This is a genomic window from Streptomyces sp. NBC_00448 (genome assembly GCF_036014115.1).
Classification (GTDB): domain Bacteria; phylum Actinomycetota; class Actinomycetes; order Streptomycetales; family Streptomycetaceae; genus Actinacidiphila.
The window spans coordinates 6,191,362-6,214,685 of sequence record NZ_CP107913.1; the positions used below are offsets into that span (position 1 = coordinate 6,191,362).

Here is a 23,324-nt window from a genome sequence, read left to right on the forward strand (position 1 = left end):
CGGCGGCCCCCGCTACGTCGGGACCGCCATCACCATCCGGGCAGACCTCGTCGGGGTCATGCCCAGCCTCCACGCGTCCCAGGGCGACCCGGGGACGATGGAACCGCGGGCGAGCAGCAGCAGGTGTGCCTCGGCGTACTCCGTGAGATCGGGGTCGCGCTCGGGGAAGGACTCGGCCAGCAGCGCCTGGAGCTCCTCACGGGCCCGGGTGGTGCCGTCGGGCCCGGCCGGGTCCGGCGGCAGCAGCGGCAGCACCGTGGCCCGCAGGAAGACCGCCCAGTCGTGGCCGCGCCGGTCCCCGAGCGAGGCGAAGAGCTCCGCCGCCTCGTCCAGCAGCGTCAGCGCCTCCAGCAGCCGCCCGTTCCCCGCGTCGATCACCGCCAGCTCCACGCACGACCACGCCTCGCCGTGCTCCACCCCGATCCGCCGGAAGTCCTGCCGGGCGTCCTGGAGCAGCTGCCGGGCGAACCCGCTGTTGCGCAGGTTCCCGGTGCGGGCCGCCCGCTGGTCCCGGGTCACCCGCGCGGAGTGGTGCCGGGCGCAGGCCAGCCCGTAGACGTCCCGCATCCGGGAGAACATGCTGCGCGACCGCTCCAGGGTGCGCAGCGCCGCGTCGGTGTCGCCGCTCTCCTCCAGCGCGTGCCCGAGGTAGTACAGCGTCCACGCCTCGCCGCGGGCGTCCTCACTGGTCCGGTGCCGCTGCACCGCCTCGTCCAGGTCGCGGGCGGCCTCCCGCGCCTCGCCCCGCATCAGCCGCGCACGGGCCTGCTGGGTGAGCGTCCACGCGGTGCCGCGCGGGTCACGGGCCAGGGCGTACGACCGCCCGGCCGCGCGCAGTTCCTCCTCGCCCTCCGCCAGCCGGCCCAACCGCAGGTAGACCTGGCCGAGTTGGAGGTGCGCCCAGGCCTCGCCCTGCACGCTCTCGTTCTCCCGGTGCAGCGCCAGCGACTCCTGGAGCAGCCCGAGCGCCTGCCCGACCTGGCCCATGTCCCGCAGCACCGCGGCGAGCGCGTGCAGCGTCCAGGCCCGGTCCTCCTCCAGCCCGGGCGCGGCCTGGATGTCGACGGCCTCGCGCAGCCGCAGTTCGGCCTCCCGCAGGTTGCCCTGGTGGTGCAGGGTGATGCCGAGGCTGTCCAGCGCGCGGGCGGCGCCGGCCGGGTGCTCGGCCTCGAAGTACAGGTCCACCACCGCGCTGAGGGTGGACTTCGAACGGTCCAGCTCGCCGAGTTGCCGGGCCGCGATACCGGTCCGCCACTGCACCGACCGCACCAGCACCGAACGGTCGCCCTCGGTGCCCGAGCGCAGCCCCGCGGCCTGCTGCGCCTGGGCCATCTCGCTGATCTCGCCCAGCCGGTACAGGTCGCCGCGCAGCAGGCAGTAGTCGCACAGCGCGCCCAGCAGCGCCTGCACGGCGGACTGGTCCACGCCCGCGGTGTCGCGCAGCGCGGCGGTGATGAACGAGGACTCCTCGTCCAGCCAGCGCAGCGCGAGTTCGAGGGAGGCGAAGCCGTGCGGCCCGAACCGGCCGGCCCGGGTCGAGGTCTTCCCCTCGACCAGCCGGATCACGGTGTCGGCCAGGTCGGCGTAGGAGCGGATCAGCCGTTCGTGGGCGGCGGCCCGCTCGACCGGGTCCTCCTCGTCGAGCAGCCGCTCCGCGGCGAAGGCCCGGACCAGGTCGTGCGGCCGGTAGCGGCTGCCGCGGACGTTCTCCAGCAGTCCGGCGGCGGCCAGTTCGGCCAGCCGGCGGCCGGCCTCCTGCTCGTCGGTGGCCAGCAGTGCCGCGGCCGCGGCCGCCCCGAAACTGGCCCGCCCGGCGAGTGCGAGGCGGCGCAGCAGGCGGCGGCCCGGCTCGGGCTGGTCGTGGTAGCGCAGCGCGAGCACCCGGTCGACCGGGTCGCGTGGCCCGAACACCTCGATGTCGTCGGCCAGTCCGGCCGCGCCGCCGTGCTCGGCGAGCCCGGAGGCCGCGATCCGCAGCGCGATCGGCAGGCCCGCGGTCAACTCGCGCAGCCGCTCGGCCTGTTCGGGCGGCGCGGTGTCGGTGCCGGCCGCGTCGGCGATCTCGCCGAGCAGTTCGAAGGTGTCGTCGAGGTTCAACGGGCCGACCGGCAGGTGGTGCACGACCGCGCCCGGCAGATCCGGGTCGAACGACTCGGCGGAGGTGACCAGCACCAGGCTCTCGGAGCGCTCCGGCACCAGCTGCCGGATCTGCTCGGCGTCGGCCGCGTCGTCCAGCACGATCACCACCGGCACGCCGGTCAGGTGCTGCTGGTACTGCTCGGCGAGGCGGTGCATGTGCTGGCCCTGGTCCTGCCGCTCCGGCCGCTCCCGGAAGAGGAGTTGGTCGCGGGGCGCGCCGAGCCGGTTGAGCAGGTGCAGCAGCGCGTCCCTGACCGGCAGCGGCGCGGCGCCCGCGCCGCGCAGGTCCACCACGCACGCGCCCTTGAACTGGTCCTTCAACTCCCTTGCCGCGCGCACCGCGAGGGCGCTGCGGCCACCGCCGGCCGGGCCGTGCAGGACCACGACCGTGGGGCGTACGGCAGTTGACGCACGGGCCTGGTGCACCCACTGCGCGATCTGGGCGAGGTGGCCGCGCCGCCCGGCGAACGGCCCCTCGGTCTCCGGAAGTTGGCCGAACGACTGCTCCAGGACCGCCCGGGCCCGGGCGGCGGCGCTGCGGTCCCCGCCGCGCCGCGCCTTGGTGGCCGCGGCCCGCTCCGGTACGGGGGGCGGCAACGGTGCGGGCGGGGCCGGGGAAGCGGGTGCGGGCGCGGCCCCGCGGGTGGGCGGCGGCGCGGTCGCGCGCGACGGCTCGGGCGCGGCGGTGCGCTGCCTGGCGACCGGTGGGGCGCCCGCGCCGGATGCGGAGCCCGGTGCGGCCGGCCGGACGTCCAGCACGAACGGCCTTATCCCGCGCTGCTCCACCGCCGCCAGCCACGCCGACCTGGCCTGCGCGGCGCCGGCGGGCAGCGCCTGGTGCGCCCGGAGGGTGCGCAGCGCCGCCACGCAGAAGGTCGCGGCCCCGGTGGCGAGGCCGGTGATCACGGCGGCGCCGGCCGACAGCCCGTGCCCGAGGTCGAGGCCGAAGGCGACCAGCGCGGCCACGATCGCGGCGAGTCCTGGCACCGAACCGGGTGCCATCGCCGAGACGTTGGAGGCGGCCCGGCCCTCGCGCAGCGCCTTGCGGTAGGCGGTGTACTCCTCGGGAGCGGCACCCGCAAGGTCGTCCAACTGCTTTCGGCCGCGCGCCAGCAGCGCCCGCGTATCGCCCGCGGGGCTCCCGGCGCCGGCGCCCCGCTCGGCCACCGTTCGGCGCAGCAGCCGCTCCACCTCGGCCCGGTCCGCCGCCCGCAACGCGATCCGCGACTCCGCCACATGCCCTCCCATTACCTACCGGCCCCGTGGTGAACACACTCCACGGGTAGTAGGAGGTTCCCGTACCGGGCCCGCCTCAACCCCCCCTTTCCGGCGCGCGGTTGACAAGCGCCCGGAGCGCACCGTGCGCGCCGGGGGGACGGAGGCGCCACCGGGCGTGGTGCCGGACCGGTGGCAGGTGCCGCGGCGGAGCCGGTACGGGCGCGCGTACGGTGCGAGCCGCGGGCGTCAACTGCCGTGCGGCTGAACCCCGTTGTCGGGGGCCGCGTTGGTGCGCTTGCCTGGTCCCTTGCCCGGTTCCGGCGCCGGCTCCACCTCGGTCCTCGCGCCCGCCTCCGCGCCTGCGCCCGCCTGCGCCGACCGCCGCAGCAGCAGGGCCCGTTCGGCGTTGTTCCGGGTCAACTCCGCGGCCCGGGAGAACTCCTCGCGCGCCTCGGCCGCCCGCCCCAGCCGCAGCAGCAGGTCCGCCCGTACGGCCGGCAGCAGGTGGTAGCCCTCCAGCGCGCCCGAGCCGGCGAGCGCGTCGGCCAGTTCCAGGCCCGCGGCCGGGCCGCGCGCCATGCCGACCGCCACCGCGCGGTTCAGCTCGACCACGGGGGAGCCGGTACGGGCGGCCAGCATCCGGTACAGCCCGGCGATCCGGTCCCAGTCGGTGTCCGCCGGGTCGAGCGCGCTCGCGTGGCAGGCGGCGATCGCCCCCTGGAGCGCGTACGGCCCCGGCGCCACGCCCCGCTCCCGCGCCGCGGCGTTCGCCCGGGCCAGCGCGGCGAACCCCCGGCGGACCAGCAGCATGTCCCAGCGCCGCCGGTCCTGGTCGGCCAGCAGGACCGGCTCGGCGCCGCCGCGCGCGGCCGACCGGGACGCCTGGATCTCCAGCAGCGCGGCGAGCCCGTGCACCTCCGGCTCGGCCGGCATCAGCCCCGCCAGCACCCGGGCCAGCCGCAGCGCGTCCTCGCACAGCGCGGGACGCGTCCAGTCGTCGCCGGCGGTCGCCGAGTAGCCCTCGTTGAAAACCAGATAGACCACTTCGAGGACCGACGCGAGGCGCTGCGCCCGCTCCGGCCCGTACGGCACCTCGAACGGCACCCGCTCCTTCGCGAGGGTGCGCTTGGCCCGGACGAGCCGCTGCGCCACCGTCGGCTCCGCGACCAGGTACGCGCGGGCGATCTCGTCCGTGGTCAGGCCGCCCACCAGCCGCAGGGTCAGCGCGACCCGCGCCTCCTGGGACAGCACCGGGTGGCACGCGGTGAACACCAGCCGCAGCAGGTCGTCCCCGATCGCGTCCGGGTCCTCCGCCCGCGCGAACGCCTCCTCGACGTCCGCCGGCCCGGGCCCGGTCTCCTGCTCGCGGGCGAGCAGGCGCAACTTGCGGGCGAACGTCTCGTCCCGGCGGATCTGGTCGATCGCCCGCCGCTTGGCGGTGGTCATCAGCCATGCGCCCGGGTTGCGCGGCACCCCCTCCCGCGGCCATTGCTCCAGCGCGGCGACCAGCGCGTCCTGGGCGAGTTCCTCCGCCGTGTCCAGGTCCCGTACCAGCCGGGCCAGCCCGGCCACCAGCCGCGGCGACTCGATCCGCCACACCGCGGCCACGGCCCGATGCGCGTCCCGTCCCGGGTCCGTACGGGACCGCGCGTGCCCGTCCACCGCTGCCTGCTCCTGTCCTTCTTCCTCCGTCATACCGTCATACCGCCACACCCGCCGCCTGCCGCTCGCCTTGCTCGCCGTGCCCGCCGTGCCGACCCATGACAGCAGCCGGGGGCGCCCGCGCTCGGCAGGCGCCCCCCGACGCGCGGATCGCGTTACTGCGGCTCCACGATCTGCCGGATCTCCGACGACAGCTCCCACTCGTCGTCGTGCACCGACAGGAAGCGGGACGCCCACTCCAGGGCCTCCTCCCGCGACTTCACCTGCACGATGCAGTAGCCGCCGATGATCTCCTTGGCCTCGGTGAACGGGCCGTCCAGCACGGTCTGCTTCCCGCCGGACAGGTGCAGCACGGTGCTCTCCTCGACCGGCCGCAGCCCCCCGGTGTCCAGCAGCACCCCGGCCTTGGCCATCTCGTCGATGAGCTTGCCCATCTCCGTCATCATCTCCGCGCTCGGCCCCGCCGCGGGCGCCTTCGAGGGGTCCACCTTGACCAGCATCATGTAGCGCATCTCGTGCTCCTTCGGTCCGTCCGGAGATATTCCGGCCGCGGGACTTCTTCCCGCTCCCACCAGTGCGTCGAGCGGACCACCCCGGAATCGACACGCCCGCGGAACTTTTTTCCGGGCGGTCGTCGAAGACCGGGCAGGCGCCCAGAAGCAGCTTTGTGGCGGTGCCTCCCGGTCAGACGGCTCGGAGGTCGACCTCGACCGGGAACGGGGCGGCCGCCTCGATCGCACCGGTGAACACGTCACTCTCCCGGTAGCGACCGCTCGCCGCGTCGAGGAGGTAGGTGTACGCGACACAGGTGGTGGTGGCGATCTGCTCGATCCGCCAGTACACGGGAATCCCGGCCCTGGCGTACTGCTCCAGCTTCACCGTGCGGTCGGTGGTCTCGGACCCGGGCGACACGACTTCCACCACGAGCAGGACGTGTTCCGGGCGCATGGGCACCGTGTCGATCCGGTCCGCCCGGTAGACCACGACGTCCGGCCGTCGGTTGGTCAGCGGAATGTCCTGGAGCCGTACGTCGAAGTCCGTGTCCGCGTTCCACTCCGGGCCCCCGGCGTCGTCCAGCGCGTTCGCGATGATCCCGGCGACACGGTTGTGCCGAACCGATGCGCTCGGGCTCACGGCGATCATGCCGTCCACCACTTCGATGCCCGCGCACTGCTCGGCCGACCACGAGTCGTACTGCTCAGCGGTGATCCGCTCGTGCATCCACGCGGGCACGACCCTCCCGACACGCATCGTGCGCTTCCCGGTCCTCCTGGTCTCCGACGCCGTCCGACGGCAGTGCGCCCAGCGTACTGGCCAGGGAGGCGCGACGCGGCGACGGTGGGCTGTGGAGCGGCCGTCACGACACCTCCACGTCGGCGCGCGCGGAGGGTCGTGGCGGCGTGAGAAAGTGGCCGGGTGAACCGACTTGGTGACGCGACGTCGCCGTACCTGCTTCAGCACGCGGACAACCCGGTGGACTGGTGGCCCTGGGGCGAGGAGGCGTTCGAGGAGGCCCGCAAGCGGGGGGTGCCGGTGCTGCTGAGTGTGGGGTACAGCAGCTGCCACTGGTGCCATGTGATGGCGCACGAGTCGTTCGAGGACGAGGCGGTCGCCGCCTACCTGAACGAGCACTTCGTCGCGGTCAAGGTGGACCGGGAGGAGCGCCCCGATGTCGACGCGGTCTACATGGAGGCCGTGCAGGCCGCCACCGGCCAGGGCGGCTGGCCGATGACCGTCTTCCTCACCCCCGACGGCGAGCCGTTCTACTTCGGCACCTACTTCCCGCCCACCCCGCACGGCGGCATGCCCGGGTTCCGGGAGGTGCTGGAGGGCGTGGTCGCCGCGTGGCGGGAGCGCCGCGAGGAGGTCGGCGAGGTGGCCGGCCGGATCGTACGCGAACTGTCCGAGCGGGCCGGGGCGTACGGCAACGCGACCGGCGGCGTGGGCGAGAGCGAACTCGCCGCGGCGCTGCTCGGCCTGACCCGGGCGTACGACGCGACGCACGGCGGCTTCGGCGGCGCCCCGAAGTTCCCGCCGTCGATGGCGCTGGAGTTCCTGCTGCGCCACCACTCCCGCACCGGCGCCGAGGGCGCCCTGCGGATGGTCCGCGACACCTGCGAGGCGATGGCCCGCGGCGGGATCTACGACCAACTCGCGGGCGGCTTCGCCCGGTACAGCGTGGACCATGCGTGGGTCGTGCCGCACTTCGAGAAGATGCTCTACGACAACGCGCTGCTCACCCGCGTGTACGCGCACCTGTGGCGGGCCACCGGCTCCGACCTCGCCCGCCGGGTCGCCCTGGAGACCGCGGACTTCATGGTCACCGAACTCGGCACGGCCGAGGGCGGGTTCGCCTCCGCGCTGGACGCCGACAGCGACGACGGCAGCGGCCACGGCGTCGAAGGGGCCTACTACGTCTGGACGCCCGCCCAGCTCGCCGACGAACTCGGTCCGGCCGACGGCGAGTTCGCGGCCGGCTACTTCGGGGTGACCCAGCAGGGCACCTTCGAGGAGGGCGCCTCGGTCCTCCAACTCCCGCAGGGCAACGGCGTGGTGGACGCCGACCGGGTGGCCTCCGTACGCGACCGGCTGCTCACCGCCCGGGCGCGGCGGCCCCGGCCCGGCCGGGACGACAAGGTGGTCGCCGCCTGGAACGGGCTGGCCATCGCCGCGCTCGCCGAGACCGGCGCCTACTTCGACCGGCCCGACCTGGTGCAGGCCGCGGTCGACGCCGCCGACCTGCTGGTACGCGTCCACCTCGATCCCCACGGACGGCTGCTGCGCACCTCCCGCGACGGCGCGCCCGGCACCAACGCGGGCGTGCTGGAGGACTACGGCGACGTCGCCGAGGGCTTCCTCGCGCTCGCCTCCGTGACCGGGGAGGGCGCCTGGCTGGACTTCGCCGGGCTGCTGCTGGACGGGGTGCTCGCGCATTTCACCGCGCCCGACGGCACGCTCTACGACACCGCCGACGACGCCGAGGCGCTGATCCGCCGCCCGCAGGACCCGACGGACAACGCGGTGCCCTCCGGGTGGAACGCGGCGGCGGGCGCCCTGCTGTCGTATGCCGCGCACACCGGTTCCGAGCGGCACCGCACCGCGGCGGAGCGGGCGCTCGGCGTGGTCGGGGCGCTGGCCGCCCGCGCGCCCCGCTTCGTCGGGTGGGGGCTCGCGGTGGCCGAGGCGATGCTCGACGGGCCGCGGGAGGTCGCGGTCGTCGGGGCGGTCGGGGACCCGCTCACCGACGAGTTGCACCGCACCGCGCTGCTGGGCGCCGCGCCCGGCGCCGTGGTGGCGATCGGGGAGGAGGGGTCGGAGGAGTTCCCGCTGCTGCGGGGGCGCCCGACGAGGGGTGGGCGCGCGGCGGCGTACGTCTGCCGCCGCTTCGTCTGCGACGCCCCCACCTCCGACCCCCGCGCCCTGCGCTCCCAACTCCGAGTGGAGGCCTGACCCCCCGGCGCCCCGGTCCCGCGGGCCCGGGGTGGTTCAGGTCGGCGGGATGTCGAGGCCTCGGCGGAGCAACCCGAGGGTGCGGTCGAGCAGCGCGATGATGTCCTCGGACCGGTGGTGCTCGATCCAGTACATCGTGGTCTCGTGGATCGCCCCGAAGACCGCCGTCGTGAAGACCCGGACCTCCAGGTCGTCCGCGGGCCGCCCGGTCCGCTCCGCGATGATGCCGCCGAGCAGCCGCCCGGTCGTGGACATCGACTCGTGCGCGCGGGCGCGGATCGCCGGCACGTCCCGGACCAGTTCCTCGCGCCGGACCAGTTCCTCGCGCGCCTGCGGGTCGGCGAGCATGCGCCCCAGCACCTCGTGCATCACGTGCCGTACGGAGGCCAGCGCCGGCTCGTCCATCGGTCGGGTGCGCAGTACCCCCGCCATGTCGTCGTCGTACTCGTCCGTGAGGACGATGTCCTCCTTGGTGGGGAAGTAGCGGAAGACGGTACTGGGCGACACGTCCGCCTCGGCGGCGATCTGGTCGATCGGCGTCGCGTCGTACCCCTGCTCGGCGAAGAGCCGGTACGCGGCGGTGCGGATGGCCTGCCGGGTTTTGACCTTCTTGCGTTCCCGCAGGCCGGGCGCGGGCACGTCGGTGGGGGTCGTACGAGGGCACATGCCGCTCATTGTCGGGCATCGGTGGCCCCGGGAGCCATGGGGACGGGCGCGCCCTGCGGTACGTCCTGCCGTACGTCCGGTGCGGTGGCCTGGCCGGATGCCCGGCCGGACGCGTTGCCCGCGGCCTTCCCGGATGCCTTGCCGGGGGCCGCCGGCGTGCGCGTGTCGGGCAGGAAGACCGCGACGAGCGCGGCCGCGGCCAGTGCGGCGGCGCCGCAGACCACGATCGCCAGGTCCATGCCGTGGACGTAGGCCCGGTCCGCGGCGGCGGCGAGCGCGCGGTCGCCGAGCTTGGCGGCGACCTGGTGCGCGCCGACCACGGAGTCCCGTGCGGTGTGGGCCGCCGCGCCGGTCAGCCGGGTGGAGCCGAGCCGGTCGCGGTAGCCGGAGGCCAGCACGCTGCCGAGGATCGCGACGCCGACCGCGGAGCCGGTCTGCCGCAGCGTCTGGAGCAGCCCCGAGCCGCTGCCGGCCCGGTCGCGGGGGAGCGCGCCGAGCGCGCCGTCCATCGAGGGCACGATGGCCAGGCCGAAGCCGAGCCCGGCGATCGGCTGCCAGGTCGCGCAGGCGCCGTAGCCGTCGCCGCTGCCGGTGGTGGCCCCGAGGAAGGCGGCCGCGGCGAGCAGCAGCAGCCCGGTGGCGATCACCGGCCGGGGGCCGAACCGCCGTACCAGGCCGGCGCTGAGCCGGGCGGCGACCATCAGCCCGCCCATCATCGGCAGCAGCCGCAGGCCGGTGCCGAAGGCGTCGTAGCCCAGCACGGTCTGGAGGTAGGACGGCAGCACGAAGAGCAGGCCGGTGAGGATGAAGCTGACCAGGGTCGCGGCCACCGCGTTCCACAGGAAGCCGCGCTGCCGCAGCAGCGACAGGTCGAGCATCGGCCGCGACACCCCGCGCTCGCGCAGCACCAGCGCGGCGATCAGCAGCACCGACCCGAGCAGCGAGCCCAGCACGAGCGGGTCGGCCCAGCCGCGGTCGGGGGCCTCGATGATGCCGTAGACCAGGGCGCCCAGGCCCGCGGCCGCGCACACGGTGCCGACCGGGTCCACCCGTGGCGCGGCCGGATCGCGGGTCTCGGGGAGCAGCAGCACGCACGCCACGATGCTGATCGCGACCAGCGGGATGTTGATCAGGAAGACCGAGCCCCACCAGAAGTGCTCCAGCAGCGCGCCGCCGATGATCGGGCCGAGTGGCATGCCGAGCGCCATCGAGGTGCTGGTGATGGCCACCGCCTTGGGCCGGTCGGCCGGGCCGAACAGCGACGGGATCACCGACAGCGCCAGCGGCATCACGAACGCCCCGCCCAGGCCCATCACGGTACGGGCCGCGATCACCGGCCCCGGGCTGTGCGCGAGGGTGCCGATCATCGAGCCGGCGAGGAACACCACCAGGCCGGCCACCAGCATCCGGCGCCGCCCGAACCGGTCGCCGAGCAGGCCCGCGGGCAGCATCGCGGCGGCGAAGACCACGGTGTACGAGTCCACGATCCACTGCAGGTCGCCGGTCCCGGCGTGGATCTGCCCGGCCATGCTCGGCAGCGCCACGTTGAGGATCGTCATGTCGAAGCTGAGGACGAGGGTGCTGGCGACCAGCGCGCCGAGCGCGAGCCATCTCCTGGGGTCGGCGCCCGGCTCGTGGGTGTGGGGCGCTGCTGCGGAGGGTGTTGCGGACGGTGCCGACACGAGATCTCCCGCGAGTAGATGTCAAATGAAAGTGACTACTAAAAAATAGTAGCTGTCACTCCGGACATGCGAAAGCCCCGCACTCCCGTGGGCGGGGAGTGCGGGGCGTGGCGGGTGCGGCGGGTCGGTTCTGGGGGAGCCGATCTGGAGGGGAGGTGGTGGCCGGACCGGGTCCGGCTGGATCAGTTGTGGGTGTAGGCGACCAGCGAGATGCCGACGTAGTGGACGATGAACGCCGCCAGCGTGAAGGAGTGGAAGACCTCGTGGAAGCCGAACCAGCGGGGTGAGGGATTGGGCCGCTTGAAGCCGTAGACCGCCGCGCCGGTGCTGTAGAGGATGCCGCCGACGACCACGCAGACCATCACGGCGACGCCGCCGGTGCGCATGAAGTCCGGCAGGAAGAAGACCGCGACCCAGCCGAGCGCGATGTAGCAGGGCGTGTAGAGCCAGCGGGGGGCGCCGACCCAGAAGACCCGGAAGGCGATACCGGCCAGCGCGCCGGCCCAGACCAGCCACAGCAGCAGCTCGGAGGTGGCTCCGGGCAGCAGCAGGATCGTCAGCGGCGTGTACGTGCCCGCGATGATCAGGAAGATGTTGGCATGGTCAAGTCGTCGCAAAATTCCGGCACCGCGCGGGCCCCAGTTGCCGCGGTGGTAGAGCGCGCTGACGCCGAAGAGGGCACAGGCGGTGACGGTGAAGACGGCGCAGGCGATCCGCCCGCGGGTGCTCTGCGCGAAGGCTGTCAGGACCACGCCGGAAATGAGTACCGCGGGGAACATTCCCGCGTGCAGCCACCCCCTGAGCTTGGGTTTCGCGAGCTTGGGCAGGTCGACCGAAGCAACGGCGGAGGCTGCGTCGTCGGTCTCGTCCACGGCGGTCATACCGCGGATGATACCTACGCGACCGTAAGTTACCCGTAAGTAGCATGACCGCCCTCCGAGTGGTAATGCTCACGCTGGGTGGTCTGGACAGAATCATTTCGCCGGGACCACACTCATATGAGTGCGGTCGGCACCGGATGAGCACTCCACGAACGCGTCCGGGCCGCAGCCCCCAAGGGGCCGAGACAACACCCTCACACCACGCCGGTCTGTGCGGACCCGGCGGGACGGAGCGATCGTGGCGCGCGGCAATGCGGCTCCCACCAACCATCAGGAACTGATCAACTGGGTCGGCGAGATCGCCGAACTCACCCAGCCCGACGAGGTCGTGTGGTGCGACGGCTCGGAGGAGGAGTACCACCGGCTCGCCGGGGAACTCGTCGCCAAGGGCACCTTCACCAGGCTCGACCCGACCCTGCGCCCCAACTCGTACTACGCGGCCTCCGACCCCACCGACGTGGCGCGGGTCGAGGACCGGACCTTCATCTGCTCGCGGCGCGAGGCCGACGCGGGCCCGACCAACCACTGGAAGGCACCCGCCGAGATGCGGGAGATCTTCACCGGCCGGAAGGGTGACCACGGGCGTGGCGACACGAGCGGCGGTGCCGGCACGAGCGGAGAGAGCGGCGAGAGCCGGGAGGGCGGCGAGGGCGGCCTGTTCCGCGGCGCCATGCGCGGCCGGACCATGTACGTGGTGCCGTTCTGCATGGGCCCGCTCGGCTCGGAGCTGTCCGCGATGGGCGTGGAGATCACCGACTCCGCCTACGTCGCGGTGTCCATGCGCACCATGACCCGGATGGGCCGCGCGGTGCTCGACGAACTCGGCACCGACGGCGCCTTCGTCAAGGCCGTGCACTCCGTCGGCGCCCCGCTGACCGACGGAGCGGCCGACGTGCCGTGGCCGTGCAACGCGACCAAGTACATCTCGCACTTCCCCGAGGACCGCGAGATCTGGTCCTACGGCTCCGGCTACGGCGGCAACGCGCTGCTCGGCAAGAAGTGCTACGCGCTGCGGATCGCCTCGGTGATGGCCCGCGACGAGGGCTGGCTCGCCGAGCACATGCTGATCCTGAAGCTGACACCCCCGCACGGCGAGGCCCGGTACGTGGCCGCGGCCTTCCCCTCGGCCTGCGGCAAGACCAACCTCGCCATGCTGGAGCCCACCGTCTCCGGCTGGAGCGTGGAGACCATCGGCGACGACATCGCCTGGATGCGGTTCGGCGCGGACGGCCGGCTCTACGCGATCAACCCCGAGGCCGGCTTCTTCGGCGTCGCCCCCGGCACCGGCGAGCACACCAACGCCAACGCGATGAAGACCATGTACGGCAACTCGGTCTTCACCAACGTCGCCCTCACCGACGACGGCGACGTGTGGTGGGAGGGCATGACCGAGCAGCCGCCGGCCCACCTCACCGACTGGAAGGGCAACGACTGGACGCCGGACAGCGCCACCCCGGCCGCCCACCCCAACGCCCGGTTCACCGTGCCGGCCGCCCAGTGCCCGATCATCGCGCCCGAGTGGGAGGACCCCAAGGGCGTGCCGATCTCGGCGATCCTCTTCGGCGGGCGCCGCGCCTCCGCGGTGCCGCTGGTCACCGAGTCCTTCGACTGGCAGCACGGCGTCTTCCTCGGCGCGAACGTCGCCAGCGAGAAGACCGCCGCCGCCGAGGGCAAGGTCGGCGAGCTGCGCCGCGACCCGTTCGCGATGCTGCCGTTCTGCGGCTACAACATGGGCGACTACTTCGGCCACTGGGTCAAGCTCGGCAAGGAGCACGACCCCGCGAAGCTGCCGAGGATCTACTACGTCAACTGGTTCCGCAAGGACGCCGACGGGCGCTTCGTGTGGCCCGGGTTCGGCGAGAACAGCCGCGTGCTGAAGTGGATCGTGCAGCGGCTGGACGGCCAGGCGGAGGGGGTGCGCACCCCCATCGGTGTGCTACCGGCCGAGGGCGCTCTCGACACGGACGGGCTGGGCCTGTCCGCGGCCGACCTCGAACTGCTGCTGAGCGTCGACCGCGACATCTGGCGGCAGGAGGCGGCGCTCATCCCGGCCCACCTGGAGACCTTCGGGGAGCACACCCCTCCGGAGCTGTGGACGGAGTACCGCTCGCTGGTCGAGCGACTGGGGTAAGCGGTGAGGGGCGCGGGGGAAGGACCCCGCGCCCCTGCGAAACAGCTCTTACGGCTGGAGCTCCTACGACTGGAGCGCTTGTTACGGCTGGCTGTAGCCGTCGAGGAAGCGGCCGATCCGGCCCACCGCCTCGCGCAGGTCCTCCGCGCGCGGCAGCGTGACGATGCGGAAGTGGTCCGGCTCGATCCAGTTGAACCCGGTGCCGTGCACGATCATGATCTTCTCCGCGCGCAGCAGGTCAAGCACCATCTGCCGGTCGTCCTTGATCTTGTACACCTGCGGGTCGAGCCGCGGGAAGGCGTACAGCGCCCCCTTCGGCTTGACGCAGCTGATGCCGGGGATCTCCATCAGCGCTTCGTACGTGGCGTCGCGCTGCGCCCGCAGCCGGCCGCCGGGCAGGACCAGGGAGTTGATCGACTGGTGGCCGCCGAGCGCGGTCGCGATGGCGTGCTGCGCGGGCATGTTCGCGCACAGCCGCATGTTCGCGAGGATGGTCAGGCCCTCGATGTAGCTGCCGGCGTGCTTCTTCGGGCCGCACACCGCCATCCACCCGCTGCGGAAACCGGCCACGCGATACGCCTTCGACAGCCCGTTGAAGGTGAGCGTGAGCAGGTCGGGGGCGATCGCGGCGGTGGGGGTGTGGGTGGCGTCGTCGTAGAGGATCTTGTCGTAGATCTCGTCGGAGCAGACCACCAGGCGGTGCCGGCGGGCGATGTCGGTGATGCCGCGCAGCAGCTCGTCGTCGTAGACGGCGCCGGTGGGGTTGTTCGGGTTGATCACCACGATCGCCTTGGTGCGGTCGGTGACCTTGCGCTCGATGTCGGCGAGGTCCGGCATCCAGTCGGACTGCTCGTCGCAGCGGTAGTGCACCGCGGTGCCGCCGGCCAGCGAGACCGAGGCGGTCCACAGCGGGTAGTCGGGGGCGGGGACCAGCACCTCGTCGCCGTCGTCGAGCATCGCCTGCATCGACATCTGGATCAGTTCGGACACGCCGTTGCCGAGGTAGATGTCCTCGACCTCCAGCGGGATGCCCTTGGTCTGGTAGTGCTGCATCACCGCGCGCCGCGCCGACAGCAGCCCCTTCGCGTCCCCGTAGCCATGCGCGTCACCCAAGGTGCGCAGCATGTCCTCCAGGATCTCCGGCGGGCAGTCGAACCCGAAAGGCGCCGGGTTGCCGGTGTTCAGCTTCAGGATGCGGTGCCCGGCCGCCTCCAGCCGCATCGCCTCCTCAAGAACCGGACCCCGGATCTCATAACAGACGTTCGCGAGCTTCGTGGACTGAATCACCTGCATGTCGGTCACCTTACGGCGGCGTCACGGGAGCCGCGCGGTGTTTTCCACCACGTGGACACCGGACGGATTTCGCCGGGCCCCGCCCCTGGGGGGGTCCAAGGCTGGGAGACTCGGGGGATGGCGATCCAACCGCCGCACGGCGGCCGGCCCGGGCCCGCCGCGCCCGGCACGGTACGGATGGGGGAGGGCGCCCGCAGCGGGCTGGTGCTGCTCAACGACGAGCCGGTGACCGGTGCCCAGGACGACGAACTGGGTGCCCGGTGGGTGGCCGAGCAGCTGTCCGCGCTGCTGCTGGCATCCCGGCGCTCCACGCCCTTCACCCTCGCGCTGGAGGGCGGCTGGGGGATGGGCAAGAGCAGCCTGATGCGGCTGGTCGACGCCAAGCTCCAGGACACCGACGGCGTGCACACCGTCTGGTACAACGCCTGGAGCTCGACCGGGGCCGACGCGCTCGAAGGGCTGATCAAGTCCGTGCTGGCGCAGTTCGACCCGAACGTCCTGCGCCGCGCGCTGCGCCGGTTGCAGGGCGGCAGCGGCCTGGCCAGGGTGGTCCGCGCGCTCACGCTGGTGGCCGCGGGGCCGCTGGGCGTGGCGGGCATGGTGGACGCGCTGTGGCGCGCCCTGTCGGTGGACGCCACCGCGCGCAACCGGATGCGGGACGCGCTGCGCAAGATGGTGGCGGACTGGACGGCCGCGCCGCACCCGGGAGCCCCCGGCCGGCTGCTGGTGGTCTTCATCGACGACCTCGACCGCTGCTCCCAGGAGACGGTGCTCGCGCTGTGCGAGGCGCTCAAGGTCTACCTGGACGTGCCGGGCCTCGCCTTCGTGATCGGCTGCGACCGCGAGGCAATGAGCGAGGAGGGCATGCTGCGCAACCTCACGCCGGCCGGCGCGGCCTTCATGGAGAAGATCTTCCAGACCAGCTACCGCATCCCCGCTCCCGGCAACCGCGACATCCAGCACTACGTATGGAGCTGCGCCGGGCGGGCCGGCATCGCCGACCTCCTCGACCAGCAGCTGGTGGAGCTGCTGGGCTACCGGGCAGCCCGCAACCCGCGCCGGGTGAAGACCCTGGTCAACGGCCTGCTGTTGGAGGCGAACCTCAACCCGAGCTGGTCCGACCTGAGCACCGAGGCGGTCATCATCACGCTGCTGCTCCGGTACCTCTACATCGACTTCTACCGGTTGATGACCGCGCAGAACGAGCCCGGCTCGCAGCCCGAGGTGGTGGACACGTTCTTCGAGTACTGCGCGGTCCGGGCGCTGCTGCGGGCCGGTTCGCACTGGTCGGCGCGGGACGCGGAGCGGGTCGAGGGCTTCCTGGCCCGGTACGCCATGGCGCCGCCGGAGGGGGAGGACCAGCACGACCGCGAGGACACCCTGCGCGTGCTGGAGGGCGAACTGCCCGACCGGTTCCCCGCGTTGGCCATCGACCAGACGTTCGTGTCGCTGCTGTGGGGGCTGCGGGAGCTGGAGGGCGCGGAGCTGGTGCTCCAGCGGCTGCGGGAAGGGATGGACCGCCCGCTGGAGCCGCTGCCGGCACCGCCGTCCGAGCCGCCGGCGGGGTGGGTCGCGCCGGAGATGGTGGGGCTGCCGCACAGCGGCGAGCCGACGATGCTTCCGGGGGCGCGCGGGGAGCCCGGATCGAGCGTGCCCAGTGGCGACCGTCCCGGGGCCGGCCGGCCGGATAGGGACCGGCCGAGCGGGAACTCGCCGGGCGGAGACGGGTCGGGCGGCGACCGGCCGGTCGGGAATTGGCCGAGTGGGAACTCGCCGGGCGCGAACTCGCCGGGCGGGAACCGTTCGACGAGCCCGCCGCAGTCGTCGCCGCGCACCACCACGCAGCCGCCCGCGGCCCGGCCGGCCGGGCCGGTCGATCCGGTCAGCCCCGCGCTCGACCCGCAGGACACCGAGACCTTCCCGGTGGACTATCCGCTGCCCGCCGGGTACGCCCAGCGGATGCCCTCGTCCCTGTCCCCGGGCGGCGACGGGCGGGGCGCGCGGCCCCCGGTCGTGGTGGTGGCGGGCTTCACCTCGGGCGCCGCGGGGGCGGTCGGTTTCGCGCTGCGCCGCGGCGGCCTTGACCACGACTTCGACTTCTACGAAGAGCTGTGGCCCGACGTGCTCGCCCGCGAACCGCGGGCCGTGCTGTGCCATGTCGCCGCGTTCGGCACCCCCGGCCGGGGCTTCGAGCTGATCCGGGCCGCCCGCGATGACGGCTACCGGGGTGTCGTCGTCTTCTACACCCCGACGCTGACCCCGAACGAGCGGCTGGCCGCCGACCGGCTCGACGCCGACATCACCAACGACCCGGACCAGGCGGCCGCCCTGCTGTGGGCCGGGCTGCGGCGACCGCAGGCCGGGCCGCCCGCCGCCTCCGGCTGAGCGGCACCGCCCGACGCTCGCCTTGCCGTCCCCGCCTCACCCGCGCCGGCCGCCGCGCGCCGGCGACCTGCGCACCGAGCGCCCGGCGAGCACCCCCGTACGCCGGCCGTCGGCCATCACGAACCGGCCGTCCACCAGCACGTACGGAATGCCCGTCGGCAAGGTGCGCGGGCGCTCGAAGGTGGCGCCGGCCGCGACCGTGTCCGGGTCGAAGAGGACCAGGTCGGCGCGGTAGCCGGTGCGGACCAGGCCGCGGTCGGGCAGCCGCAGCCGGGCCGCGGGCCGCCCGCTCAGGTGCGCGACGCACTCCTCCAGCGTGAGGATGCCCAACTCCCTGACGTAGTGGCCGAGATAGGCCGGGAAGGTGCCGTAGGCGCGGGGGTGCGGTTTGGCGCCGCGCAGGATGCCGTCGGAGCCCGCGGTGTGTGCGCGGTGGCCCATGATCGTACGGACGTTGGACTCGTCGCCGACGTGCTGCAGGATCGTGGTGCCCAGGCAATCGTCGAGCAGGAGCCGGCGGGCGGTGGGCCAGCCGTCCACGCGGGTGCCGATGCGGGGGGACAGGGCGGGGTCGGTGACGCCCGAGATCTCGATGGTGGACCAGTCGACGGGCACCCCGTGGCAGCCGTCGGAGCCCTCGAGCTCCAGGGCGCGGCGGATGGCCTCGGCCGCGGTGTCGTCCCGCAGCCGGGCGAGGGTCGCCTCCGGACCGCCCTCCGCGGCCCAGCTCGGCAGCAGCGCGACCAGCGTGGTGCAGCCCGGGGTGTACGGATACGTGTCGAGGGTGACGTCGACGCCCGTGTCCAGGGCGCGGTCGAGCAGGGCCAGCAGCTCGGGGGCGCGGCCGGTGTTCTCGTCGAAGTTCATCGTGGCGTGCGCCAGGTGCAGGGCGCACCCCGAGGCGCGGGCGAGCGCGAGCATCTCCTCGTACGCGGTCAGCGCGCCGGCGCCGTACGACCGGTGGTGCGGGCAGTAGTAGCCGTCGTAGGCCGCCACCACCCGGCACAGCTCGGTCAGTTCGCCGTCGGAGGCGTACATCCCCGGGGTGTAGGTGAGGCCGGAGGACATCCCGACGGCGCCCTCGGCGAGGCCGCGCGCGACCTCCTCCTTCATCCGGTCCAGCTCGATCTCCGTCGGCGGCCGGTCCGCCCAGCCCATCACCATCGCCCGTACGGTGCCCTGCGGCACCAGGTAGGCGGCGTTCACCGCGATGCCCTGGTCCAGCCGGTCCAGGTAGTCGCCCACGCTGCGCCAGGTGAACTCCGCGTCGGCGCCAGGACCGTTCCACCCGGCGATCTGGGTGCGCAGCTCCTTGAGGGTGACGTCGTCGACCGGGGCGTACGACAGGCCGTCCTGCCCCAGCACCTCCAGGGTGACGCCCTGGGCGGCCTTCGCCTCGTGCGCGGGGTCCTCCAGCACCGCGAGGTCGCTGTGCGCGTGCATGTCGATGAAGCCCGGGGCCAGCGCCAGCCCGTCCGCGTCCACCACGAGCCGCCCGCCGAGCCGCGCCCCGCTGTCCCGCTCCCGCCGGATCTCCGTGATCCGCCCGCCGACCACCCCGACGTCGGCCCGGTAGGAGTCGCCGCCCGACCCGTCCACCACCCGCGCCCCGCGTACCACCAGCTCCATGAACAGCCATCTTCCCTTACGAATCGAGCGTTTCCGGCGGGCGGCCCGCCCCCGCAGCCCCGGGGCCGCCGGGTCGCGGGCGGCGAGGGGGCGGGCCGTACCACCGGGTCGGAAACGGGTCAGAAGAACGTGCGGACGTAGGACGTGACCGTGCCGTCCGCTCGGGCGACCGGGATGAGCACCCACTTGTCGAACGTGGTGCAGGGGTGGGACACGCCGAGCGCGACCCAGTCGCCGACCTCCAGGCCGTCCTCGGGCGGAACGCTCAACCAGGCGTGCTGGTCGGAGAGTTTGACCACCTCCAGCCCCTCGGGCGCGGTGCGCACCGCGCCGTCGCGGGCCGAGCGGACCGTGCGGGGCGTCGGCAGCCCGAGGTCGTAAGGGGCGTCCCGCTTGCCCGCGTTGAGGAACGCCTGGTCCGGTGCGGGCCGGGAGACGACCTGCGCCCACAGCCGGAAGGCGGGCTGAAGGTCGCCGTCGTCCGGCACCCGGTTGAAGGGCGTGATCCGCCGGTAGTGGTCGTCGTCGTGGGTGACGTACGCCCCCGAGCGCAGCAGCCGGAGCACCGGACGGGACAACTCCGGTACCTCCGCGAAGACTTCGGCGACCGCGTCGAACCACGCGGAGCCGCCCGCGCTCACCACGATCTGGGTGGCGTCCGCGAACCGGCCGGCCCGGTCGAGCGTTTCGGCGAGCGCCACCAGCCGGCGCAGGTAGGCCCGTACCCGCTCCGGATCGGCCGCGGGCACCTCGCCCTCGTACCCGGCCACGCCCACCAGCCGCAGCGTGCCGGCCGCCGACACCGCCGCCGCGACCGCCTCGGCCTCGCGGTCGGTGCGCACCCCGGTCCGCGCGCCCTGCCCGGCGCCGAGTTCGACCACGACGTCCAGCTGCCGCCGTACGCCGGCCGCGCGCAGCGCCGCGTCCATCAGCTCGACCCCGCGCAACGAGTCGACGTAGGTGATGAGTTGGAAGTCAGGGTCGGCGTCCAGCTCGGCGCCGATCCAGCGCAGCGCGGCAGCGTCGACCAGCTCGTTGGCGAGGAAGATCCGCGGCACCCCGAACGCCCTTGCCACCCGCACCTGGTGCGGCACGGCCAGGGTGATCCCCCAAGCGCCGTGGGCGAGTTGGCGGGCGAAGAGCTGCGGCGCCATGGAGGTCTTGCCATGCGGCGCGAAGACCAGGCCGTACTTGTCCGTGTACTCCTCCAGCGCGGCCAGGTTGTGCTCCAGAGCCTCCTCGGACAGCACGAGCAGCGGCGTGCCGAAGCCGCCGTCGAACAGGCTGCGGCGCTGCGCGGCCAGCTCGCCCACGGTCAGCCCCTCGGCGTCCGGCGGAAGCGCCTTGAAGCGATGGTCGATCCGCTCGGCGTCCAGTGCCGCGATCCGCTCGTCGATGTCCATCCACCCTCCCGGGAAGCGGCCCGGCGGTGCCGGTGCCGCGTCGTACGGTCGTTGCATCCTGTGCAACGTCCGTTGCGTATTCTGTTTCAAGCTGTCTAACATCCTGGTCGGCGCGGGGTCAACGGCGTCCGGACCGGCCGGCCCGATGATCCGCCGGCTCCGATCCGGCCCCGTCCGCCCGCCCGAGCCCGTACCGACGAGGAGCGGAGACCCGCGTGACCGCAACGCCGAGCGCCGAACGTGTCGATGTCGTCTGCCTGGGCGAGTCCATGGTCACCTTCGTACCCTCCCGGCCGGGACCGCTCGCCGACGTCCCCTCCTTCCACCGTGCCATCGGCGGCGCCGAGTCCAACGTGGCCTGCACGCTCGCCCGCGCCGGGCACACCACGAGCTGGGTGAGCCGGGTCGGCGCGGACGGTTTCGGCGACCACCTGGTGGACACCATCGCCGCGGCCGGGGTGGATGTCGGCGCGGTGCAGCGCGACCCGCGCCGGCCCACCGGCGTCTACTTCCGCACCGCGCAGGAGCGCGCCACGACGGCGGCCGGGCCGTCCGAGCGCGCCGAGGTCGTCTACTACCGCAAGGGCTCGGCTGCCTCCGCGCTGTCGCCCGCGCTGGTCCGCCGGAGCGACGTGTGGGCCGGCCGGGTGCTGCACCTGACCGGCATCACCGGTGCGCTCTCCGCGAGCTGCCGCGCCCTGATGGCCCGCCTCACCCACCGCGAACCGGGCCGCCCGCTGGTCTCCTTCGACGTCAACCACCGCCCGGCGCTGTGGCACGACGCCGACCCGTGGCAGCTCGCCGAACTGGCCCGCGGCTGCGACCTGGTCTTCGTCGGAGAGGACGAGGCGCAGGCGGCGTGGGGCCTGCCGGACGCGGACGCGGTACGGGCCGCGCTGCCGGAACCGGCGATGCTCGTGGTCAAGCAGGGCGCGGCCGGGGCGACGGTGTTCACGTCCGCGGGGGCGGAGCTGCCGGAGGGGCTGGGGGATCTGGGGGACCTGAGCGCCCTGGGTGTCCTGGACGGTTCGAGCGGCGCGGGCGGTTCGGGCGGGCCTGGCGGTGATTCGGGGCGGGGCGGCGTCCGGCTCCAGGTGCCGGCGCCCGCCGTGGACGTGGTCGCGCACGTCGGCGCGGGTGACGCCTTCGCCGCCGGGTTCCTGTCCGCGACGCTGCGCGGGCTGCCGCTGCGGGACCGGATGCGGCACGGCCACCTGCTGGCCGCCGCCGCGCTGACCGTCGCCGACGACCTGGCGGTTCCGCCGGACCGGGCCCGTACCGACGCGTTGGCCGCGCTGGACGACGCCGCATGGGGCAGACTGCGGCTGGGCCCGGGGTGGACGCGGGACGCGGGCGGAGAGGTGCCGGGATGAGCCAGACCGTGGACCGGGCGCTGAGCATCCTGCCGCTGCTCGCCGAGGGGCCGGCCGGGCTCGAACAGGTCGCCACCCGGCTCGACGTGCACAAGTCGACCGCGCTGCGGCTGCTGCGCACCCTGCACGAACACGGCCTGGTCTACCGCCAGCAGGACCAGCGCTACCGGCTCGGCGCGCGGCTGTTCGCGCTCGCCCAGCAGGCCGTCGAGGCGCTGGACATCCGGGAGATCGCCCACCCGCACCTGGCCGCGCTCAACGAACGCACCGGCCACACCGTGCACCTGGCGGTGTACGAGCAGGGCGAAGTGGTCTACATCGACAAGGTGGACAGCCGCTACCCGGTGCGGATGTACTCCCGGGTCGGCCGCCCGGTCGCCATCACGGTGGCCGCCGTCGCCAAGCTGCTCCTCGCCGACCTGCCGGAGCCCGAGCGGCGGGCGGTCGCCGAACGGCTGGACTACCCGCGCTACACCGCCCGTTCGACGCCGGACGCGGCCGCGTTCCTCGCCGAGCTGGCGCGGGTGCGCGAGCAGGGCTGGGCGAGCGACCTCGGCGGCCACGAGGAGTCCATCAACTGCGTCGGCGCGCCGATCCACGGCCCGGACGGCCGGGTCTGCGCCGCGATGTCGCTGTCCGCGCCCAACGTGGTGGTCGGCGCAGACGAGTTGCTGCGGCTACGCCCGCTGATCCTGCGTACCGCACACGCGGTGGGCGAGGAACTGTGCGGCAGGCACGGGAGCGGACGCGACGAGTACGAAGAGCCCGACGGACGCGACCGCCCCGATGGGAGCGACCGCCCCGACGACGCCGCGCACCTCGCGGACCACCACGACGCGGACCACGACTGACGCCACGGCCCGCGCCACGGCCACGCCACGACCCACACCACGTCTCCCGACCCACCCACGACTCCCCTCCCCGACGAACCGAGCAACGAGGACACCGACGCATGAGCGACCAGCCCGAGACCGGCACCGACCGGCTTCCGCGCCTGACCAAGACCGCGATCACCCCGCCCACGCACACCGCGCCCCCGGCGAAGTTCTCGCACGGCGTCCGCAAGGGCAACATCCTCCAGGTCGCCGGCCAGGTCGGCTTCCTGCCCGCCGTCGAGGGCCAGGCCCCGACCCCGGCCGGCCCGACCCTGCGCGAGCAGACGCTCCAGACCCTGGAGAACGTCCACTCCGTGCTGACCGCCGGCGGCGCGAGCTGGGAGGACGTGGTGATGGTGCGGGTCTACCTCACCGACACCGCGCACTTCGCCGAGCTGAACGACCTCTACAACGCCTACTTCGCCGACCTGGAGCAGCCGCCCGCGGCCCGCACGACGGTCTACGTCGGCCTGCCCGCCGGCCTGCTGATCGAGATCGACGCGCTGGCCGTACTGGGCTGAACCGCGGCTTCTTCCC

16 protein-coding genes are annotated in these 23,324 nt (G+C 73.7%); 6 read left to right on the forward strand and 10 right to left on the reverse strand.

Annotation, left to right across the window (positions count from 1 at the left end; all coding sequences use genetic code 11):
- Window positions 1-12 precede the first annotated feature (12 nt).
- The 4 genes from OG370_RS26725 to OG370_RS26740 form a co-directional block, all read right to left on the reverse strand.
- Window positions 13-3,375 carry a tetratricopeptide repeat protein gene (locus tag OG370_RS26725; protein ID WP_328468532.1) on the reverse strand — a complete coding sequence of 1,121 codons (3,363 nt, stop codon included), beginning with the start codon at window positions 3,373-3,375 and terminating at the stop codon, window positions 13-15.
- Window positions 3,376-3,603: 228 nt separating this feature from the next.
- Entirely contained in the window at window positions 3,604-5,052 is a 1,449-nt protein-coding gene (locus OG370_RS26730; protein WP_328468534.1) for an RNA polymerase sigma factor, read from the reverse strand.
- A gap of 122 nt (window positions 5,053-5,174) precedes the next feature.
- Window positions 5,175-5,531 carry a YciI family protein gene (locus tag OG370_RS26735; RefSeq protein ID WP_328468536.1) on the reverse strand — a complete coding sequence of 119 codons (357 nt, stop codon included), beginning with the start codon at window positions 5,529-5,531 and terminating at the stop codon, window positions 5,175-5,177.
- A gap of 172 nt (window positions 5,532-5,703) precedes the next feature.
- A complete protein-coding gene (locus OG370_RS26740) occupies window positions 5,704-6,270 on the reverse strand; it encodes a Uma2 family endonuclease (RefSeq protein ID WP_328468538.1) in 567 nt (188 codons plus the stop codon).
- A 165-nt stretch (window positions 6,271-6,435) separates the two neighbouring features.
- Between OG370_RS26740 and OG370_RS26745 the strand changes: the two genes are divergently transcribed.
- Window positions 6,436-8,469, forward strand: a complete 2,034-nt coding sequence (locus OG370_RS26745) for a thioredoxin domain-containing protein (RefSeq protein WP_328468540.1) — start codon at window positions 6,436-6,438, stop codon at window positions 8,467-8,469.
- A 36-nt stretch (window positions 8,470-8,505) separates the two neighbouring features.
- Here OG370_RS26745 and OG370_RS26750 read toward each other — a convergent pair whose 3' ends face one another.
- The 3 genes from OG370_RS26750 to trhA all read right to left on the reverse strand — a co-directional run bounded on the left by OG370_RS26750 (window position 8,506) and on the right by trhA (window position 11,698).
- Window positions 8,506-9,135: a TetR/AcrR family transcriptional regulator gene (locus OG370_RS26750; protein ID WP_328468542.1), complete on the reverse strand. Its 630-nt coding sequence runs from the start codon at window positions 9,133-9,135 to the stop codon at window positions 8,506-8,508.
- A 5-nt stretch (window positions 9,136-9,140) separates the two neighbouring features.
- Window positions 9,141-10,817, reverse strand: a complete 1,677-nt coding sequence (locus OG370_RS26755; protein ID WP_328468544.1) for an MFS transporter — start codon at window positions 10,815-10,817, stop codon at window positions 9,141-9,143.
- A gap of 182 nt (window positions 10,818-10,999) precedes the next feature.
- Window positions 11,000-11,698: a PAQR family membrane homeostasis protein TrhA gene (gene trhA / locus OG370_RS26760; protein ID WP_328468546.1), complete on the reverse strand. Its 699-nt coding sequence runs from the start codon at window positions 11,696-11,698 to the stop codon at window positions 11,000-11,002.
- A gap of 238 nt (window positions 11,699-11,936) precedes the next feature.
- Between trhA and OG370_RS26765 the strand changes: the two genes are divergently transcribed.
- Entirely contained in the window at window positions 11,937-13,829 is a 1,893-nt protein-coding gene (locus OG370_RS26765; RefSeq protein ID WP_328468548.1) for a phosphoenolpyruvate carboxykinase (GTP), read from the forward strand.
- Between the two features lie 81 nt (window positions 13,830-13,910).
- On the opposite strand, the gene OG370_RS26770 is transcribed toward OG370_RS26765, so the two are convergent.
- On the reverse strand, window positions 13,911-15,122 hold the full coding sequence (locus OG370_RS26770; protein ID WP_328468551.1) for a pyridoxal phosphate-dependent aminotransferase: 1,212 nt from the start codon (window positions 15,120-15,122) through the stop codon (window positions 13,911-13,913).
- A gap of 117 nt (window positions 15,123-15,239) precedes the next feature.
- Between OG370_RS26770 and OG370_RS26775 the strand changes: the two genes are divergently transcribed.
- The gene (locus OG370_RS26775) at window positions 15,240-17,507 is read left to right on the forward strand and encodes a KAP family P-loop NTPase fold protein (protein WP_328468553.1); all 2,268 of its coding nucleotides are present in this window, start codon (window positions 15,240-15,242) and stop codon (window positions 17,505-17,507) included.
- A gap of 36 nt (window positions 17,508-17,543) precedes the next feature.
- On the opposite strand, the gene OG370_RS26780 is transcribed toward OG370_RS26775, so the two are convergent.
- Entirely contained in the window at window positions 17,544-19,136 is a 1,593-nt protein-coding gene (locus OG370_RS26780) for an N-acyl-D-amino-acid deacylase family protein (protein ID WP_328468555.1), read from the reverse strand.
- 119 nt (window positions 19,137-19,255) lie between these two features.
- On the reverse strand, window positions 19,256-20,539 hold the full coding sequence (locus tag OG370_RS26785; RefSeq protein WP_328468557.1) for an alanine racemase: 1,284 nt from the start codon (window positions 20,537-20,539) through the stop codon (window positions 19,256-19,258).
- Between the two features lie 269 nt (window positions 20,540-20,808).
- On the opposite strand from OG370_RS26785, the gene OG370_RS26790 reads away from it, so the two are divergent.
- The 3 genes from OG370_RS26790 (at window position 20,809) to OG370_RS26800 (ending at window position 23,308) form a co-directional block, all read left to right on the forward strand.
- Window positions 20,809-21,912, forward strand: a complete 1,104-nt coding sequence (locus tag OG370_RS26790; protein ID WP_443060896.1) for a sugar kinase — start codon at window positions 20,809-20,811, stop codon at window positions 21,910-21,912.
- The gene (locus tag OG370_RS26795; protein ID WP_328468560.1) at window positions 21,909-22,763 is read left to right on the forward strand and encodes an IclR family transcriptional regulator; all 855 of its coding nucleotides are present in this window, start codon (window positions 21,909-21,911) and stop codon (window positions 22,761-22,763) included. Before OG370_RS26790 ends, OG370_RS26795 begins: the two co-directional genes overlap by 4 nt.
- Window positions 22,764-22,864: 101 nt before the next feature.
- On the forward strand, window positions 22,865-23,308 hold the full coding sequence (locus OG370_RS26800) for a RidA family protein (RefSeq protein ID WP_328468562.1): 444 nt from the start codon (window positions 22,865-22,867) through the stop codon (window positions 23,306-23,308).
- Window positions 23,309-23,324: the final 16 nt, after the last annotated feature.

Bases quoted from the DNA above. Each gene is read 5' to 3' on its own strand.
- OG370_RS26740 (WP_328468538.1), bottom strand. From the start codon at position 6,270: ATGCGTGTCGGGAGGGTCGTGCCCGCGTGGATGCACGAGCGGATCACC.
- OG370_RS26750 (WP_328468542.1), bottom strand. From the start codon at position 9,135: ATGTGCCCTCGTACGACCCCCACCGACGTGCCCGCGCCCGGCCTGCGG.
- trhA (WP_328468546.1), bottom strand. From the start codon at position 11,698: ATGACCGCCGTGGACGAGACCGACGACGCAGCCTCCGCCGTTGCTTCG.
- OG370_RS26735 (WP_328468536.1), bottom strand. From the start codon at position 5,531: ATGCGCTACATGATGCTGGTCAAGGTGGACCCCTCGAAGGCGCCCGCG.
- OG370_RS26770 (WP_328468551.1), bottom strand. From the start codon at position 15,122: ATGCAGGTGATTCAGTCCACGAAGCTCGCGAACGTCTGTTATGAGATC.
- OG370_RS26790 (WP_443060896.1), top strand. From the start codon at position 20,809: ATGGTCACCTTCGTACCCTCCCGGCCGGGACCGCTCGCCGACGTCCCC.
- OG370_RS26780 (WP_328468555.1), bottom strand. From the start codon at position 19,136: ATGGAGCTGGTGGTACGCGGGGCGCGGGTGGTGGACGGGTCGGGCGGC.
- OG370_RS26785 (WP_328468557.1), bottom strand. From the start codon at position 20,539: ATGGACATCGACGAGCGGATCGCGGCACTGGACGCCGAGCGGATCGAC.
- OG370_RS26775 (WP_328468553.1), top strand. From the start codon at position 15,240: ATGGCGATCCAACCGCCGCACGGCGGCCGGCCCGGGCCCGCCGCGCCC.
- OG370_RS26800 (WP_328468562.1), top strand. From the start codon at position 22,865: ATGAGCGACCAGCCCGAGACCGGCACCGACCGGCTTCCGCGCCTGACC.
- OG370_RS26730 (WP_328468534.1), bottom strand. From the start codon at position 5,052: ATGACGGAGGAAGAAGGACAGGAGCAGGCAGCGGTGGACGGGCACGCG.
- OG370_RS26795 (WP_328468560.1), top strand. From the start codon at position 21,909: ATGAGCCAGACCGTGGACCGGGCGCTGAGCATCCTGCCGCTGCTCGCC.